18 protein-coding genes are annotated in these 17,238 nt (G+C 53.4%); 8 read left to right on the top strand and 10 right to left on the bottom strand.

Going from position 1 to position 17,238, the window contains the following annotated elements; translation table 11 throughout:
* Window positions 1–3: 3 nt before the first annotated feature.
* From N1249_RS09280 to lpp, 3 genes are all read left to right on the top strand, one after another.
* A complete protein-coding gene (locus N1249_RS09280; RefSeq protein WP_259837037.1) occupies window positions 4–1,149 on the top strand; it encodes a PLP-dependent aspartate aminotransferase family protein in 1,146 nt (381 codons plus the stop codon).
* A 377-nt stretch (window positions 1,150–1,526) separates the two neighbouring features.
* Window positions 1,527–2,948, top strand: a complete 1,422-nt coding sequence (gene pykF / locus N1249_RS09275; protein ID WP_014069939.1) for a pyruvate kinase PykF — start codon at window positions 1,527–1,529, stop codon at window positions 2,946–2,948.
* A gap of 311 nt (window positions 2,949–3,259) precedes the next feature.
* Window positions 3,260–3,496, top strand: a complete 237-nt coding sequence (gene lpp / locus N1249_RS09270) for a murein lipoprotein Lpp (RefSeq protein WP_010430241.1) — start codon at window positions 3,260–3,262, stop codon at window positions 3,494–3,496.
* Between the two features lie 55 nt (window positions 3,497–3,551).
* On the opposite strand, the gene N1249_RS09265 is transcribed toward lpp, so the two are convergent.
* The 9 genes from N1249_RS09265 to N1249_RS09225 form a co-directional block, all read right to left on the bottom strand.
* Window positions 3,552–4,565: a L,D-transpeptidase family protein gene (locus N1249_RS09265; RefSeq protein ID WP_259837024.1), complete on the bottom strand. Its 1,014-nt coding sequence runs from the start codon at window positions 4,563–4,565 to the stop codon at window positions 3,552–3,554.
* Between the two features lie 97 nt (window positions 4,566–4,662).
* The gene (gene sufE, locus N1249_RS09260) at window positions 4,663–5,079 is read right to left on the bottom strand and encodes a cysteine desulfuration protein SufE (RefSeq protein WP_259837022.1); all 417 of its coding nucleotides are present in this window, start codon (window positions 5,077–5,079) and stop codon (window positions 4,663–4,665) included.
* Between the two features lie 14 nt (window positions 5,080–5,093).
* Window positions 5,094–6,314, bottom strand: a complete 1,221-nt coding sequence (gene sufS / locus N1249_RS09255; protein ID WP_259837020.1) for a cysteine desulfurase SufS — start codon at window positions 6,312–6,314, stop codon at window positions 5,094–5,096.
* A complete protein-coding gene (gene sufD / locus N1249_RS09250) occupies window positions 6,311–7,582 on the bottom strand; it encodes a Fe-S cluster assembly protein SufD (protein ID WP_259837017.1) in 1,272 nt (423 codons plus the stop codon). The genes sufS and sufD overlap by 4 nt, the downstream gene beginning before the upstream one ends.
* Window positions 7,557–8,303 carry a Fe-S cluster assembly ATPase SufC gene (gene sufC / locus N1249_RS09245; protein ID WP_014069934.1) on the bottom strand — a complete coding sequence of 249 codons (747 nt, stop codon included), beginning with the start codon at window positions 8,301–8,303 and terminating at the stop codon, window positions 7,557–7,559. The genes sufD and sufC overlap by 26 nt, the downstream gene beginning before the upstream one ends.
* Window positions 8,304–8,312: 9 nt before the next feature.
* Complete coding sequence (sufB, locus tag N1249_RS09240) at window positions 8,313–9,803, bottom strand: Fe-S cluster assembly protein SufB (RefSeq protein WP_259837014.1); 1,491 nt, start codon at window positions 9,801–9,803, stop codon at window positions 8,313–8,315.
* 8 nt (window positions 9,804–9,811) lie between these two features.
* Complete coding sequence (sufA, locus tag N1249_RS09235; protein WP_014069932.1) at window positions 9,812–10,180, bottom strand: Fe-S cluster assembly scaffold SufA; 369 nt, start codon at window positions 10,178–10,180, stop codon at window positions 9,812–9,814.
* A 310-nt stretch (window positions 10,181–10,490) separates the two neighbouring features.
* Entirely contained in the window at window positions 10,491–11,219 is a 729-nt protein-coding gene (locus tag N1249_RS09230; protein ID WP_259837013.1) for a MerR family transcriptional regulator, read from the bottom strand.
* A 188-nt stretch (window positions 11,220–11,407) separates the two neighbouring features.
* Window positions 11,408–12,628, bottom strand: coding sequence for a diguanylate phosphodiesterase (locus tag N1249_RS09225; RefSeq protein WP_259837011.1), 1,221 nt, complete (start codon window positions 12,626–12,628; stop codon window positions 11,408–11,410).
* A 340-nt stretch (window positions 12,629–12,968) separates the two neighbouring features.
* On the opposite strand from N1249_RS09225, the gene ycgZ reads away from it, so the two are divergent.
* From ycgZ to N1249_RS09200, 5 genes are all read left to right on the top strand, one after another.
* The gene (ycgZ, locus tag N1249_RS09220) at window positions 12,969–13,208 is read left to right on the top strand and encodes a regulatory protein YcgZ (RefSeq protein ID WP_259837008.1); all 240 of its coding nucleotides are present in this window, start codon (window positions 12,969–12,971) and stop codon (window positions 13,206–13,208) included.
* 4 nt (window positions 13,209–13,212) lie between these two features.
* Window positions 13,213–13,530 carry a hypothetical protein gene (locus N1249_RS09215; protein ID WP_259837006.1) on the top strand — a complete coding sequence of 106 codons (318 nt, stop codon included), beginning with the start codon at window positions 13,213–13,215 and terminating at the stop codon, window positions 13,528–13,530.
* A gap of 29 nt (window positions 13,531–13,559) precedes the next feature.
* The gene (locus N1249_RS09210; protein ID WP_259837004.1) at window positions 13,560–13,838 is read left to right on the top strand and encodes a biofilm/acid-resistance regulator YmgB/AriR; all 279 of its coding nucleotides are present in this window, start codon (window positions 13,560–13,562) and stop codon (window positions 13,836–13,838) included.
* 184 nt (window positions 13,839–14,022) lie between these two features.
* Window positions 14,023–16,173, top strand: coding sequence for a formate dehydrogenase subunit alpha (fdhF, locus tag N1249_RS09205; protein ID WP_259837002.1), 2,151 nt, complete (start codon window positions 14,023–14,025; stop codon window positions 16,171–16,173).
* Between the two features lie 151 nt (window positions 16,174–16,324).
* The gene (locus tag N1249_RS09200) at window positions 16,325–16,954 is read left to right on the top strand and encodes a winged helix-turn-helix transcriptional regulator (protein ID WP_259836998.1); all 630 of its coding nucleotides are present in this window, start codon (window positions 16,325–16,327) and stop codon (window positions 16,952–16,954) included.
* A gap of 45 nt (window positions 16,955–16,999) precedes the next feature.
* Here N1249_RS09200 and N1249_RS09195 read toward each other — a convergent pair whose 3' ends face one another.
* Window positions 17,000–17,194 (bottom strand): YdiH family protein, encoded by a 195-nt coding sequence (locus N1249_RS09195; protein WP_014069924.1) that lies wholly within the window; start codon window positions 17,192–17,194, stop codon window positions 17,000–17,002.
* Between the last annotated feature and the right edge of the window lie 44 nt (window positions 17,195–17,238).

The following is a 17,238-nucleotide window of genomic DNA, read 5'->3' as shown; positions in this document are numbered from 1 at the left end:
ACAATGAAAAATTTAGCCACCCTCAGCGTTCACAGCGGTGAATTTAACGACCAGCACGGTGCGGTGATGCCCCCCATTTACGCCACATCTACGTTTGCGCAACCGTCACCGGGTGAACATACCGGCTACGAATATTCCCGCAGCGGGAATCCAACCCGTCACGCCCTTGAAACTGCCATTGCCGCGCTGGAAAGCGGCACCCGCGGTTATGCATTCGCGTCCGGGCTGGCGGCGATCGCCACGGTGCTGGAGCTGCTGGATAAAGACAGCCACATCGTTGCCATTGATGATGTCTACGGCGGGACGTACCGTCTGTTTGAAAATGTGCGCAAGCGCAGCACCGGGTTGCAGGTCAGCTGGGTTAAGCCGGGCGACGTGGCGGCGCTGGAAGCCGCTATCCGGCCCGACACGCGTATGGTGTGGGTCGAAACGCCGACGAATCCCCTGCTCAAGCTGGCCGACCTGGCCGCCATTGCGGATATCGCCCGTCGCCATCGCCTCATCAGCGTGGCTGACAACACGTTTGCTTCGCCGGTTATTCACCGCCCGCTGGAGTCGGGATTTGATATCGTGGTGCACTCCGCAACCAAATACCTGAACGGCCATTCCGATGTGGTTGCCGGGGTGGCGGTTGTGGGCGATAACCCGGAACTGGCCGATAAACTGGGCTACCTGCAAAATGCGGTGGGCGGCGTACTCGATCCGTTCAGCAGTTTCCTCACGCTGCGAGGAATACGTACCCTTTCACTGCGCGTGGAGAAGCACAGTGCCAACGCCCTGGCGATTGCGCAATGGCTGGAGCAGCACCCGCAGGTGGAAAAGGTGTGGTTCCCGTGGCTTGAGTCCCATCCGCAGTATCAACTCGCGCGCAGTCAGATGGCGCTGCCCGGCGGCATGATTTCGGTGGTGGTAAAAGGCGATGCGCAACGGGCGACGGAAGTCATCCGCAAACTGAAACTGTTTACCCTGGCAGAAAGCCTGGGCGGCGTTGAAAGCCTGGTCAGCCAGCCTTACAGCATGACCCATGCCTCGATTCCGCCCGAGCAACGACGGGCAAACGGTATTGTGCCGCAGCTGATCCGTCTTTCGGTGGGTATTGAAGATGTGCAGGATTTAATTGCCGACCTGGATCAGGCGCTAAAAATTTGAGCAAAATGCGGCAGGTAACCAGCCTGCCGCCATAAGTTGTCATTATGCCTTAACGCCTTGATAACAATCTTATGTGAATCTGCACAGATTATTTTTGAAACGCTGTTTTCATTTTCCTTTTATCTGAAAATCAGCGTATAATGCGCGCCTAATCCCTGGTGAATGGTTTCAGCGCTTGGAATACAAAAAACAACGTACAACTTTTCCTCTCCTCCGTTGGGCTGACACTCAGGCACACTTTCTTCTGCACGCTCATTTGATGTCTCCTATCCTTAGTGCGTGTCATATACTCTTTTGCAACACAGGTTTGACTCCGCGGCGGTGCGCCCCCGGAGCGATATTTCCATATCCTTCCCAACTTAAAGACTAAGACTGTCATGAAAAAGACGAAAATTGTTTGCACCATCGGCCCGAAAACCGAATCTGAAGAGATGCTGACCAAAATGCTGGACGCCGGCATGAACGTTATGCGTCTGAACTTCTCCCACGGTGACTATGCTGAACACGGTCAGCGTATCCAGAACTTGCGCAACGTGATGAGCAAGACCGGTAAAAAAGCAGCAATCCTGCTCGATACCAAAGGTCCTGAAATCCGTACCATCAAACTGGAAGGCGGTAACGACGTTTCTCTGAAAGCGGGCCAGACCTTCACCTTCACCACTGACAAGTCTGTTGTCGGCAACAACGAAATCGTTGCTGTGACCTATGAAGGCTTCACCAGCGATCTGTCCGTCGGTAACACCGTGCTGGTGGACGATGGTCTGATCGGTATGGAAGTTACCGCTATCGAAGGTAACAACGTTATCTGTAAAGTGCTGAACAACGGCGACCTGGGCGAAAACAAAGGCGTTAACCTGCCGGGCGTTTCCATCGCGCTGCCAGCACTGGCTGAAAAAGACAAGCAAGACCTGATCTTCGGTTGCGAGCAAGGCGTTGATTTCGTTGCAGCGTCCTTTATCCGTAAACGTTCCGACGTAGTTGAAATCCGTGAGCACCTGAAAGCGCACGGCGGCGAGAAGATCCAGATCATCTCCAAAATCGAAAACCAGGAAGGCCTGAACAACTTCGACGAAATCCTCGAAGCGTCTGACGGTATCATGGTTGCTCGTGGTGACCTGGGTGTTGAAATCCCGGTTGAAGAAGTTATCTTCGCGCAGAAGATGATGATCGAGAAGTGTGTTCGCGCGCGTAAAGTGGTTATCACTGCAACGCAGATGCTGGACTCCATGATCAAAAACCCACGCCCAACCCGCGCTGAAGCAGGCGACGTGGCGAACGCCATCCTGGACGGTACTGACGCAGTGATGCTGTCTGGCGAATCCGCTAAAGGTAAATATCCGCTGGAAGCTGTAAGCATCATGGCAACCATCTGTGAACGTACCGACCGCGTGATGACCAGCCGTCTGGACTACAACAACGACAGCCGTAAACTGCGCATCACTGAAGCGGTGTGCCGCGGTGCGGTAGAAACTGCTGAGAAACTGGAAGCACCACTGATCGTAGTTGCGACCCAGGGCGGTAAATCTGCACGTGCTATCCGTAAATACTTCCCGGATGCCACCATTCTGGCGCTGACCACCAACGAAACCACTGCCCGTCAGCTGGTTCTGAGCAAAGGTGTTGTTCCTCACCTGGTGAAAGAGATCGCGTCTACAGACGATTTCTACCGTCTGGGTAAAGAAGTGGCTCTGCAACTCGTTGAACGCGGCCTGGCACAGAAAGGCGACGTTGTGGTGATGGTTTCTGGTGCTCTGGTACCAGCAGGTACCACCAACACTGCATCTGTTCACGTGCTGTAATAATTCTCGAACGAATTAATTTTTTGATAAAAGCGCCCTTCGGGGCGCTTTTTTTATTCCTGGTATTAGCCAGATTTATTCAAAAAGCAAATCGGGTTTTTCTATTTAATAGCGATTTATCTAAGATGAATCCGATGAAAAATGCCTTTTTTAACATAGCTTTTTCGACAAAAATGCCGAATTCGTTGCTTCTTTGAGCGAACGATCAAAAATAGGCGTATTCCCATCAAAAAAATATTCTCAACCTAAAAAACTTTGTGTAATACTTGTAACGCTACATGGAGATTAACTCAATCTAGAGGGTATTAATAATGAATCGTACTAAACTGGTACTGGGCGCGGTAATCCTGGGTTCTACTCTGCTGGCTGGTTGCTCCAGCAACGCTAAAATCGATCAGCTGTCTTCTGACGTTCAGACTCTGAACGCTAAAGTTGACCAGCTGAGCAACGACGTGAACGCAATCCGTTCCGACGTTCAGGCTGCTAAAGATGACGCAGCTCGCGCTAACCAGCGTCTGGACAACCAGGCTACTAAATACCGTAAGTAATAGTACCTGTTAATAAAATGGCGCACATTGTGCGCCATTTTTTTTGCCTTCACTTCTACTGTGTAACCTTCTCACCCTCGCCTTCTGACACCGCCGCAGACGCCCGGCTGTTCTGCACCGATAACACCGCATTATTCGCTGACGGGCCATTGCCAGCTGACACCACCACCGGGATCCCCGCGCGGCGCGATAACGCCTTGTTGATAAGCGCTTTATCACTCCCGGACTGAGACACAAAAGTAGCAAAGTCGGTTGAGTGATTAATTGGTGTTGTCTGCGGATTCTCCCCTTCCTGCTGTGCCAGAGGACGGTGGACCTCAACGTAGCGTCTGCCATCGGGCTCAAGGGAGTATTTCACCGGCTCGTTGATGATTTGCACCCGCGTACCGACGCGTGCCTGCTCAAACAGCGCCTTAATGTCCGGCGCGTTCATGCGCATACACCCGGAGCTGACCCGCAACCCTACGCTGTCGGGCGCACTGGTTCCGTGAATGAGATATTCCCCATTACCCACGCCTAAACGCAGTGCAAAGCGTCCTAACGGGTTATTAGGCCCGGCGGGGACTACCGGGGGCAGTTTAATGCCCTGCGCCAGTGAGCGCGCTCTGATGCCCGGTGTCGGCGTCCAGGTTGGATTTGGGATTTTCTGACTCACCCGCGTAGTGGTGACCGGGGTTTCCAGACCCAGTTGTCCAATACCCAGCGGGAATACCTGAACGATGTTTTCACCAGGCGGGAAGTAGTACAGCCGCAGCTCAGCCAGGTTCACCACAATGCCTTCGCGTGGCGTGTCCGGCAGGAGCATCTGGGAGGGGATCGTAATTACAGTTCCCGGCGCGGGATCCACCGGGGCTATCGTATTATTCGTTTCAAGGATCAACTGTGCAGCAGTATTAAATCGTCGGGCAATGGCCTGCAGTTTATTGTCACCTTCCTGAATGGTGTAGGTTTGATTTTGACCAATAAGTCGGCTGCCGACAGGCGGCAATGGATAATCAACCGCCCAGGCCGAATTAAGCGCACCGAGCGAACCGAGGAGTAATAGAGTAATAATAGACGCGCGCTTCATGCTGAGATTCCTTATTCACTGGCAGAAAGCCAGAAAGCTGAAAAACCAGCGAGGCGGGAACCACCTCGCGAAACAGAATGAATGCTGTCTGTTAAGTCTAGCTAATGATTGACGCTTTGGAGCGAATTGCGCGAATCATCGCTTCGAGTCCCTGAGAGCGGGACGGGGTGAGGTGTTGGGTCAGCGCCATTTTTTCAAACCATGGGCGCACGTCAAAGGCGACAATATCCTGCGCGGACATCTGGTGATAAAGAATAAACACCACCGCGATAAGCCCCTTCACAATGGCCGCATCGCTGTCGCCCTGTAATTCAATTACGCCATCGTCGTTCTGGCGCATGACGATCCACACCTGGCTCTGGCAGCCCTGAATCGTGTTCTGCGGGTTATGCTCTTCTTCACCGAGCGGCGGCAGGCGCTGCCCCAGCTCGATAATATAGAGATATTTCTCTTCCCAGTTTGCGCAACGCCCAAAGTTACGCAGCAGTTTATCTCTGTCCGGCAAATCGGCCATCTCTTGCCTCTCCGTTATCCAAGCAGCTGGTGAATGCGTTTAAGTCCCGCCACCAGTCTGTCAACCTCTTCCATTGTGTTATACATCATCAGCGATGCCCGGCACATCGCCGGCACCTGGTAAAATGCCATCAACGGCATGGCGCAATGATGCCCGGTACGCACGGCCACGCCGTAATTATCCAGGAAGCTGCCCACGTCATAGGCATGGTGTTTGCCCAGATTAAAGGCAATCACCCCTTTCCTGTCGGCCGGGCCGTATAAGACCAGATCCGGCACACTGGCCAGCTCCTGCAATGCGTAGTGCATCAGCACCTGCTCGTACTCCTGAATGGCATCAAGACCAATCGAAGAGATATACGCAATCGCCGCCCCCAGGCCGATGATCCCGCCCGTATTCGGCGTACCCGCTTCAAAGCGCCACGGCGCACGTGCATAGGTGGTGCCTTCCGTCAGGCTGACGGTGGCAATCATTGACCCGCCCCCTTCCCAGGGTGGCATGGCCTGCAAAATCGCGTCTTTGACATACAGCACGCCGATGCCGGTTGGCCCGTAGAGCTTATGCCCGGAAAACACGTAGAAATCGCAATCCAGCGCCTGGACGTCAATGGCGTGGTGCATCACGGCCTGCGCGCCATCAACCAGCACTTTCGCGCCTACCTTATGCGCTTTTTCGATGATCTCCGCCACCGGGTTTTCGGTACCCAGGACGTTAGAGACCTGCGTGACCGCCACCAGCCGGGTGCGTTCGTCGAGCAATTCATCGAGATGCGCCAGCTGCAAAGTGCCATCCTCGTTCAACGGGATCACGCGCAACTGTGCACTGGTGCGTTCGCAAAGCATCTGCCAGGGAACGATATTCGCGTGATGCTCCATCTGGGTGATGATGATGTTATCCCCGGCGTGAACCTGCGCACTACCCCAGCTGTTCGCCACCAGGTTTATCCCTTCGGTGGTGCCGCGCACAAATACCAGCTCTTCCGGCGAGCGGGCATTGAGAAAAGCGGCCACCTGAGTGCGCACGTTTTCCATGCTCTGCGTCGCCTCAGCGCTGAGCGTATGAATACCGCGATGCACGGCGGCATAGCCGTGGCGGTAAAACTCCGCTTCAGCGTCAATCACCTGATTCGGTTTCTGGGCGCTGGCAGCACTGTCGAGATAGGCCAGCGGCAGACCGTTCACTTCACGGGTCAGAACCGGAAAATCTGCCCGTACTTTCTCTACGGGAAAACTCATGCCTCGCCTCCAGGCAGACGCTGACCAATACGCTCCAGCACCTGCTGTTTTAACGCGTTATCACGCAGAGCTTCCGTCAGCTCTGCCGCAAACGCGTAAATAATCATCTTTTGCGCCGCCTGTTTGTCGATCCCACGCGAGCGCAGATAGAACATCTGTTCATCGTCGATGCGGCCAACCGTGGCACCGTGGCTGCACTTCACGTCGTCGGCGTAGATCTCAAGCTGCGGCTTGGTATCCACTTCCGCCAGGCGCCCCAGCAGCAGGTTATTGTTGGTCATCTGCCCGTCGGTTTTAATGGCGTGTTGCGCCACGTTAATCAGGCCGTTGAAGACCGCGCGGCCTTTATCGCTGACGATGGTTTTATGCAGCTGGCGGCTGTTGCAGTAGCCTTTGTTGTGCTCAAGCCAGGTACGGGTATCGCACACTTCCGATTTAACCGGCATCGCCAGGCTGTTAATGCGAAGCGTAGTGTTTTCGCCATTCAGCTGCGTGCTGGTGTTATGACGCAGCACCGCACCGCCCAGCAGGAAGCTGTGGCTATATGCCGCTGCATCGGCCCCCAGCAGAATATCGTTATGGGCAAAGTGGTGGCTGACCGGGTTTTCAAACGCCAGCTTGATATGGTGAAGCTGTGCATTGGCCGCCACGTTCATGGTCAGGCGTGCGCCGGTAAAGTGCGGCGCGTCATTCAGGCTGACGTAGTGTTCAACGATCGTCGCCTCAGCCCCTTCGGCCAGCTCAAGATGGTGGCGGTAATGCGCGGTGTTGATCTCTTCGCCCGCCAGCCCCTGCGTGATATGCATCAACAGCAACGGCTGCGCCGGACGCTGGTTTCGCTTCACGCGGATCTGCGTGACGCTCTGCGCCAGGCTTTCGGTAAGGTGCAGGAACACCTCCGGCTGCACCGGTGCCACTAGCGGCTGGCGATCATCATTCACGGTTACCTCAAAGCCGCTGTCCTGAGTATCGTCACTCAGTTCCGGGTGGAAACGCCCGTCTACAAATACCAGACGCACCGCCTTGACGCTCAACGCCAGCAGATCGCACTGGGCCTTGCTGACATCCGCCAGACGGGTCACAAACTGGCCGTTCAGCAATCCGTCGAGCGGGGTGTACTTCCAGTTTTCATGCTTACGCGTCGGCAATCCCAGACGCAGCATCTGTTGCAGGTGCTGTTGGGCATGTTCAGAGCGCGAGTCGCCCTGCGCTTCAAACAGGCGATGCCACTGCTGGAGCGCGTTACTGCTGTTCGGTAAGCCAGCCATAGCCCTGCTCCTCCAGTTGTTTGACCAGCGTAAAGTCGCCGGATTTCACAATGCGCCCTTGCCAGAGCACATGGACGTAATCCGGTTTGATGTAATCCAGAATTCGCTGGTAGTGCGTAACGATAATGAACGAGCGGTTGCCGTCACGCAGGGAGTTTACGCCGTCTGCCACAATCTTCAGGGCATCGATATCCAGACCGGAGTCGGTTTCATCGAGAATGCACAGTTCCGGCTCCAGTACCGCCATTTGCAGAATATCGTTACGCTTTTTCTCACCACCGGAGAAGCCGACGTTCACGGAGCGGGTCAGCAGGTCTTCCGGCATTTTCAGCAGTTTGATTTTCTCTTCCATCAGATCCTGGAAGTCAAAACGGTCGAGCGCCTCAAGCCCACGGTATTTACGCACCGCATTGAGCGCCGTTTGCAGGAAGAACTGGTTGCTGACGCCAGGGATTTCTACCGGATACTGGAAGGCCATAAAGATGCCCTCTCCTGCACGGTCTTCCGGTGACATCTCGAGCAAATCTTTGCCGTTAAACTCGACTGTTCCGTTGGTGACTTCGTAATCTTCGCGTCCTGCCAGCGTCGCTGAAAGCGTACTTTTCCCGGAGCCGTTTGGCCCCATGATCGCGTGAACTTCTCCCGGTTTGACGTCAAAATTGAGACCACGCAGGATCTCTTTGTCTTCAACGCTTACCTGTAAATCTTTAATGCTTAACATGTGCTTTCCTTAACCGACGCTGTGTTCAAGACTAATGGCGAGGAGTTTTTGGGCTTCAACGGCAAATTCCAGCGGCAGTTCAGAGAACACATCCTTACAGAAGCCGTTAACAATCATTGAAATCGCATCTTCTTCGCTGATCCCGCGTTGCAGGCAGTAGAAGAGCTGATCTTCACCAATACGCGATGTGGTCGCTTCGTGCTCCAGTTGGGCGCTGTTGTTACGGCATTCCACGTACGGGAAGGTATGCGCACCGCTATCAGGGCCAATCAGCATTGAGTCACACTGGGTAAAGTTACGGGCGTTGGTGGCCGTAGGCATGATTTTCACCAGCCCGCGATAGCTGTTCTGGCTGTGCCCGGCGGAGATCCCTTTCGAGATGATGGTCGATTTGGTGTTTTTACCAATGTGGATCATCTTGGTGCCGGTATCCGCCTGCTGGCGTCCGCTGGTAAGCGCCACGGAATAAAACTCACCGATGGAGTTATCCCCGCGCAGAATGCAGCTTGGGTACTTCCAGGTGATCGCAGATCCGGTTTCCGACTGAGTCCAGGACATTTTGCTGTTTTCGCCTTCACACAGCGCGCGCTTGGTGACGAAGTTCAGGATGCCGCCGGTGTTGCCATCGCCCGGGAACCAGTTTTGCACGGTGGAGTATTTCACTTCAGCATCTTTGTGGATGATGACCTCCACCACCGCCGCGTGCAGCTGATAGCTGTCACGAACCGGGGCAGAGCAGCCTTCAATGTAGCTGACGTAACTTCCCTCATCGGCAATCAGGATCGTGCGTTCGAACTGGCCGGTTTTTTCTGCGTTGATGCGGAAATACGTTGACAGCTCCATCGGGCAGCGCACGCCTTTCGGCACGTAGATAAAAGTGCCATCGGACGCCACCGCAGCGTTCAGCGCGGCAAAGAAGTTATCGTTACCCGGCACAACGGTCCCCAGGTACTTCTTCACCAGCTCCGGGTGTTCGTGAATGGCTTCGCCAAACGAGCAGAAGATAATGCCCTGCCCGGCGAGTTTTTCACGGTAGGTGGTGGCAACGGAAACGGAGTCAAAAATGGCGTCAACCGCCACCTCTTTACCTTCCCGCACCGGCACGCCCAGCTGATTAAACGCCTCTTCGACTTCTTTGCTCAGGAAGCTGTTGTCGGCCCCGGTCTGCTGTACAGCCCCCGGCTGCGAAGCACAGGTATCATCACAGCTGCCGCAGGATGGCGCGGAGTAGTAGCTGTAATCCTGATAGTTCAGCTTGTCGTAGTGCGCTTTCAGCCAGTGAGGCTCTTCCATTTCAAGCCAGGCACGGAAAGCATTCAGACGGAACTCAAGCATCCACTCCGGCTCATTACGTTTGGCTGAAATCGCGCGGATGACATCTTCATTGATGCCCTTTGCCAGTTCATCTGTCTGCAGGTGCGTGAAGAACCCCTCTTTATAGTTGAGGTGCCCGCCGCTCCAGGTGTTGACATCATCAGTTGCTTCAGTATTACGAGACATAGTACCGCCTATACCCCAAAGCTTTCGCCGCAGCCGCATTCGTTCTGGGCTTTCGGGTTATGAAATTTAAAGAGCTGGTTTAAACCTTCGCGAACGTAGTCGACTTCGGTTCCGTCGATAAAAGGCATGGCCTGTAGCGCGACGTACAGTTTCGCGCCATCGGTTTCAAAGACCAGGTCGTCTTTTGCGGGTTCCGTGACGGTATCCAGCACATAGCCGAACCCCGCACAACCGGTCTGCTTGACTCCTAAGCGCACGCCCAGGAGCTCTGGTTTTTTCGCCACCAGCTCGTGAATATGTGCCGCAGCCGCTGGCGTGAGCGTTAAACCGCGCCAGGCAAAGTCGGCAGGATTGAAGGTTTCTGAATGCAATTCCATAGGTCCACCTCATGTATTGAGCCACCAGGGCATAACACCATGTTAGTGATAACGATTATCACTTCAACCCCCTGACAGCAGGGGCTTTCGGCTAAATCGCCCTTTTTGGCTACTTTTATTAAGCATAGACCCTGTGGAAGGATGCAGGCAGGATGGATTTAATTGTTCAATACATTGATAAATAATGCATTTCGTCACGTCATCTATGACGCAGAGAAGAAAAGTAAAATATGCATCGGAAATGCCTATTTTTAAGATAGCTTTTGAGGAAAGGGGCAAAAACAAAAAAGGCCCTTAAGGCCTCTTACGATCAGTGATGAAATGAGACAGCAAACCCCTGTTCACGCCAGTGATCCAGTTGTTCCTGCTGGCGAGACGTGGGTGATTTCCCCGTCCAGACGAAGATTTTTTGCCCCGGGAAAAGCTCAGGACGCGGTGAATCGATGGGTTCAGCCAGCACGTCGATATGCCAGCCCTTCTGTGCCAAACGCGCGGCTTCAAGCCACAGATGGGTTCGGTCATCGCATTCCCAGCCAATCAGGAGAGCGTCTTTACCGGCTTTCTTGCGGGACTCCGCCAGACTCGCAATCGCGAATTCGATCAACACGCCATCCAGCAGGCTCGCCATGTGGCGCACTGTATTTTGATCCTGGTTCATTCGCTGGCGGACGGGGGAGATAATATTGTCAATCAGTGCATCCATCGCGTGATCGCGGCGGAATTCACCAATTTTGGCGCGCAGCTTTGCCGGGCTGGCGTAACGCAGAACGGTCATCATCTCTTCCTGGAACGAAACCCAATTGCCCTGGGTCAGCACTTCCTTGTTTTCCAGCAAGACTTTAACTTTTCCGACCGAAACGCCGCTTTTCATCAGGCGTTTGATCTCTTCAATACGCAGGATGTCTTCATCGTCAAACTGACGATGCCCTCCTTCGCTGCGCTGCGGCTTCAACAATCCATAACGACGCTGCCAGGCACGCAGCGTAACGGGGTTGATACCGCATCGTTCGGCCACTTCGCCGATACTGTAATAGGCCATTAACTCCCTCACGCTCAGAACTTCCATACCTAACTACACCAACCTTATCAGATTGTACAAACCATTTGTATAACTAAGACCACATTTTACTCAGGTGAATGGGCTACTCTTGCCTGCACCTGTGAATATATTGTTGTATAAAATTTACCATTCGTACAGTTAGGTCCGCCGCTTTATGTACAGCTTTATCAGAATTCGAATTTTTTCTCCGGCCACGCAATAGCCGGAATACCGCCATGCCGGGGGCTGGCAAAGAGATGCCCCTGGAACTGGGAAATTCCCGCAGACTCCAGCCACATCCACTCTTCCGCCTTCTCCACGCCCACCGCGCAGAACTGGATCTCAAGTGTGGTACAGCATTTGATAATCGCCTGAATGATGGCCTGTCGGGGACCGCTTTTGTGCACGTTAGCGACCAGATCGCGATTTATCTTAATTCTGTCCGGCTGGAACTGAGCCAGCAGTTGTAGCCCCGCAAAACCTGCGCCAAAGTGATCGATCGTCACACTGATGCCAGCACTTTTTAGCTGCCTGACTGAATCCGAGAATTCATCAAAACGGGAAATGGCTTCGCTTTCAGTAAACTCCACCACAATTTGCTCGGGCACAAACCCATTTGCTTCAATCGCCGCGAGCAGAAAATCCACAGCGTTGGGAATGTTAACCAGCGTCATGGGCAGCAGGTTAAGAGATAATGTTTGATCCTGTAATCCCAGCGCGCTGGCCATTGAAAGCGCCACCTGCTTGCTTTGCAGATCGGACGTATACACTTCGTCACGCGGGAGGTTGGCGAAATAGGCCTCCGGCGAGCCGCCGTCAAGTGTGCGGATAAGCGCCTCCCAGGAAACGACCTGCTGCATAAACGGATCGACTATCGGCTGGAACGCAAAGCTGCAATCCGCCCCCTTTGCGATCACCCCGGGCTGCGCGGATAAGCGAGTGTCTTCGGGAACAAAATCCCATGAATCCGCCGGCGGAAGTTCAAAGTAGTTTTCTTTTTCCGTGGCATCGACAAAAGTGCGGAAAAACTGAAGTGGGCGGTCGTTATAGGTCAGCTGGTAGCGTGTCGTGCCTTTGTCGAGCACCTGCTGCAGCACCTCATCCCTGTCGAACTGGCGTAAATCGAAAAGCTCCATGCCCACGTTGCCAAAGCGCCGAACAGGCCCGTGATCGCGCATCAACTCCACCACATTATGGTGACGTGGGTCGTTACAGATCTGCTCATAGATCGATGAAACGTGCTCCACTGGCCCTTCAAGCAGTTGGAAAAAATGTGTGCCGTTAAACAGCAGGATCCCCGTGACATTAGATTGCCGGTTTTTACTATTTGCAGCAGCGACCATTGCTTCCAGCGCTTTCACTGGAACGTCCTCACAGATATGACTGCGGTAAATGATGGTTGTGAGCATGCTATTCCTGGGGTGTATGGGTTTTGGCCACAAAAGACGTGGGTAATTTTCATTTATAGCACATTAATTGCTTAACAAATAATTTACATCTCAACCATTTACGGCAGTTAATGAGACCTGTTTTCTCTGCTGTACAACTTATCAGTACCCGCTCTTTTTGTACAATATATCCTGTAGCATCATCGCTTCATGAACATCACACAATAAATTGAAAATAAAGTATTTTTTAAAAAATGTTATAAAACACATAAAAATTTGTACATTTTTTATGTACAGATTTTGAAATTGTGTATACCTTAAATGTAACGTTATTGACGACATGATTTTACAGGAGTGAGACATGCAGCAGGAAGGTTACGCCACAGATTCCGCAGCAGCGATTGCACAGTACTTTGAAAAGGCTGCGCGTCCCACCCAGCAGGAGACGCTGGGTCAGGTAGTTGTTGAAATTCTCAGCGACGGACGAAACCTTAATCGCAAATCGCTTTGTACCAAGCTGCTCAGCCGCCTTGAGCGAGCCGACGGGCCGGAAGAGGAAGAGCATTACCACATGCTACTTGGTCTGCTCTTCGAACGGTAACGTGATGAACAGCAGTGACGCAGACCGACTGATCGACATGCTTATCGGTGAAGCCGTTCTCTCTCTTCTGAAAGAGCGGGGACCAGTGACAACCGAAGGATTGCTACAGCGTCTGCGGGTAATGAAACAACATGAAAAGGATCCCCAGCGGCGGGAGACACTTGCGATGGTGATTGCCGAAATCGGCTCAGACAGCATCGCCTTTACACGTCGCAGAACCGTGCAAGGACGAACGAAAAGAGAGGGACCTCTTAACAACAGAGACAATGTAGTGCCTTTATTTGGAAATGGAAAACCGTCCGATCCCAAAAAAATACATTGACTGCAATCTAACAGCTACGGTGAAAACAAATGAGACAAAATATTCAGCTTCAACCCGAATACCATTCTGCTTTTTTAGACAGTGCGCTGTCGGAATATTTCCGTCACGCAGGCGATCGTTTTGCTGAAGAGTCCGCTGTTTTTTCTACTGCAGTACGCTGTGTTCTGGCTTCCGAGGGGCATCTGTCCAATAAAGCAATCATCCTCTGGCTCATTCAGACGCTGGAAACCACCCGCGACGTGGTTCAGGCGGATGTGATCCGTAAGACTCTGGAAATCGTGGTGGGTTACACGATGGACGATCTCTAAGACGATTCGCTCCCATGGCGTGTCATCGTCAAAACTGACGAACGACCTGACGATGACATGCCCCCTCTGCATATAACACCCTGTAAAACAAGCAAAACCAACCTGGCACAGTTCCTGCTTACCTTCGCCTACGGGACTGGGTTTTCCAGTCAACTTGCTTCATTTCTTAACAGGTCTGTTATTGATGAAAAAAATCGCCAGTGTCTGCCCATACTGTGGTGCAGGCTGCAAATTAAACCTTGTCGTAGAAAATAACCGCATTCTCCGTGCCGAAGCCGCCGATGGCGTAACAAACCAGGGCACGCTGTGCCTGAAAGGCTTTTACGGCTGGGATTTCCTCAACGATACCCGTCTGCTGACTCCCCGTTTAACGCAACCGATGATCCGCTACCGCAAAGGCGACGCTTTCACCCCCGTCACCTGGGAAGAAGCCATTCGCTACACCGCCCACAAACTGCAAAGCATTAAAGAGCAGTTCGGCCCCCGGTCGATTATGACCACCGGCTCCTCCAGGGGGACAGGCAATGAAACAAACTACGTGATGCAAAAATTTGCCCGGGCGGTGCTTAACACCAACAACGTGGATTGCTGCGCGCGTGTCTGCCACGGCCCTTCCGTTGCAGGCCTTCAGGAGACGCTTGGCAATGGCGCCATGAGCAACTCCATCAACGATATTGAAAACTCAAAATGCCTGCTGGTCTTTGGCTATAACTGCGCCGATTCTCATCCGATTGTGGCAAGACGCGTGCTCAAAGCGCGTGAAAATGGCGCGAAAATTATTGTCTGCGATCCGCGGCGCATCGAGACCGCGCGCATTGCCGATCAGCATTTGCAGCTGAAAAACGGCAGCAATATGGCGCTGGTAAACGCTTTCGGCTATGTGCTGCTGGAAGAGGAGTTATACGACAAAAACTATGTTGCGCGCTTTACCGAAGGGCTGGATGCCTATCGTGAGGCGGTAAAAGAGTACGCCCCAGAGAATGTCGAACATCTGACCGGCATTGCCGCCAGGGATGTTCGCCAGGCAATGCGTACTTTTGCAGCGGCACCGTCTGCCACCGTGATGTGGGGAATGGGCGTCACCCAGTTCGGGCAGGCCGTAGATGTGGTTAAAGGGCTTTCCAGCCTCGCCCTGCTGACCGGCAATCTGGGGCGTCCGGCGGTCGGGGTCGGCCCGGTGCGCGGGCAGAATAATGTTCAGGGCGCGTGCGATATGGGCGTGCTGCCTAACATGTTCCCCGGGTATCAGGATGTCACCGATACGGTGGTCCGGCAAAAATTTGCCGATGCCTGGCACATCGATGTCAACCAGATGGACGACCGGGTGGGGACACGCATCACAGAAGTCCCGCATCTCGCGCTGGAAGGCAAGATCAAGGCTTATTACATCATGGGGGAAGACCCGCTCCAGACAGAGGCCGATCTTGGCCTGGTGCGCCGCGGATTCGAGGCGCTGGATTTTGTGGTGGTGCAGGACATTTTCATGACCAAAACCGCCGAAGTGGCTGACGTGCTGCTTCCGGCGACCTCCTGGGGCGAACATGGTGGCGTCTTTACCTGTGCCGATCGCGGCTTCCAGCGATTCGGCAAAGCCATAGAAGCCCGCGGCAACGTGAAACGCGACTGGGAAATCATCAGCCTGCTGGCAACAGAAATGGGCTACCCGATGCACTATACCTCTGACCAGCAGATCTGGGATGAGATGCGCGAACTGTGTCCGCTGTTCTATGGTGTGACTTATGAAAAAATGGGCGAGATGGGTCATGTCCAGTGGCCGTGTACAACGCTGGAACACCCTGGCACGCCTTACCTGTACAAAGATAATCAGTTCGACACCTCAACCGGCAAGGGGCAACTTTTCGCGACTGCGTGGCGTCGTCCGGCCGAAATTCCTGATGCGGAATATCCCCTGGTGCTCTGCACGGTAAGGGAGGTTGGCCACTACTCCTGTCGCTCAATGACCGGGAACTGTGCGGCACTGCAAAGCCTGGCCGACGAACCTGGCCGCGTGCAGTTAAACCCGGCAGACGCCAACGCGCTGGGCATCCGCGATGGCCAACTGGTCTGGGTTCGCTCGCGCAGGGGGAAAGTGATTACCCGCGCCAGCATCAGCGAGCGCATCAATGCCGGTGCGGTCTACATGACCTATCAGTGGTGGATTGGCGCCTGTAACGAACTGACGCAGGATAATCTCGACCCGGTATCCAAAACGCCGGAAACGAAATATTGCGCGGTGCAGGTTGAGGCCATTGAGGACCAACACTGGGCGGAAGATTTTGCTGCTTCTGCGTATCAGACGATGAAAACGCGCCTGATCAGTGCCGTGAATGTCTGACCATAGAGAGGCCCGCCCGGCGGGCCTCTCACTCACGCAATAGCCAGGTTTGCAGCTGTTTAGCGAGAGTATGGCGATTCAACTCAACCCGGGATACCCGGGGCCAGGACTGACACTATAATCAGATGGGCTTTCTTAAAGGTTATCCGTCATGTTTGTTTCAGGCTCATCTCATCGTGGCTCGCCCTATGCACAAGAGCTTATTACCCATTTACAACCCTACTCTGTCACGCGGAAAACGGGCCGTGGTGAGCAACTGGATCTTCAGGTAAACCATCAGGGCATGTGTTATCTGGTGATAGAAGGGACTGTCGCCATCTACCGCAGAAGCGACAATATGCTGCTTTCAACGGCGAAAAGCCCGGCCGTCCTGGGCGTTGCCAATCTCGCAGATGTTTTCTTTGATGATTATCTTAAAACCGTCACTCCCTGTCTTATCGGCACACTGCCCACTGAGCAGCTCAACGAGATTATCAAAGACAAAGCGCTGTGGGGGCTTATCTCAAAACACCTGATGTTTATGTATAACCGGCTTTATAACAATATCATGCCCCGCGGCGCGCCGACGGCGTATGAGATGATCCGCCAGCAGCTAATGCTGTTGATGAATGAAGACGAGAGTTTCCGCAGGAGCATCACGGTGGAACGCTATATCAGGGACAAAACACTGCTCTCGCGCAGTGGTGTGATGCGCATTCTGGCCGACCTGAAAGCGGGTGGGTATGTGGAGATGGAAGATGGCAGGCTGATTAAAATTAACAAACTCCCGGCAAGGTACTGAATGCCGCAGACAAAAAAGGCCGCAAGCGCGGCCCTTTTTCAGCAATTAATGGACATGAACACCCAACCGCCAGGCAAAATAGATCTCTTCTTTCAGCTCGCTGGAAGAGAGCGCGAGTAAGTCGGCAAATTCCAGCTCAAGCTGTTTCAGCTTTTTAAGGTACTGTGCCGGAGACAGGTTGCTCTTATCGCGACGTAAATATTCAACTGCCAGTTGGGTTGGGTTCAATTCGGTATCCATGACGTCCTCGCTTGTGTACAAAACCTGAGCAGTATAACACGTTT

Origin of the sequence: Enterobacter sp. CP102 (assembly GCF_025152625.1) — a bacterium.
Lineage (GTDB): Bacteria > Pseudomonadota > Gammaproteobacteria > Enterobacterales > Enterobacteriaceae > Enterobacter > Enterobacter soli.
This window is presented reverse-complemented; position numbering and strand designations above follow the sequence as displayed.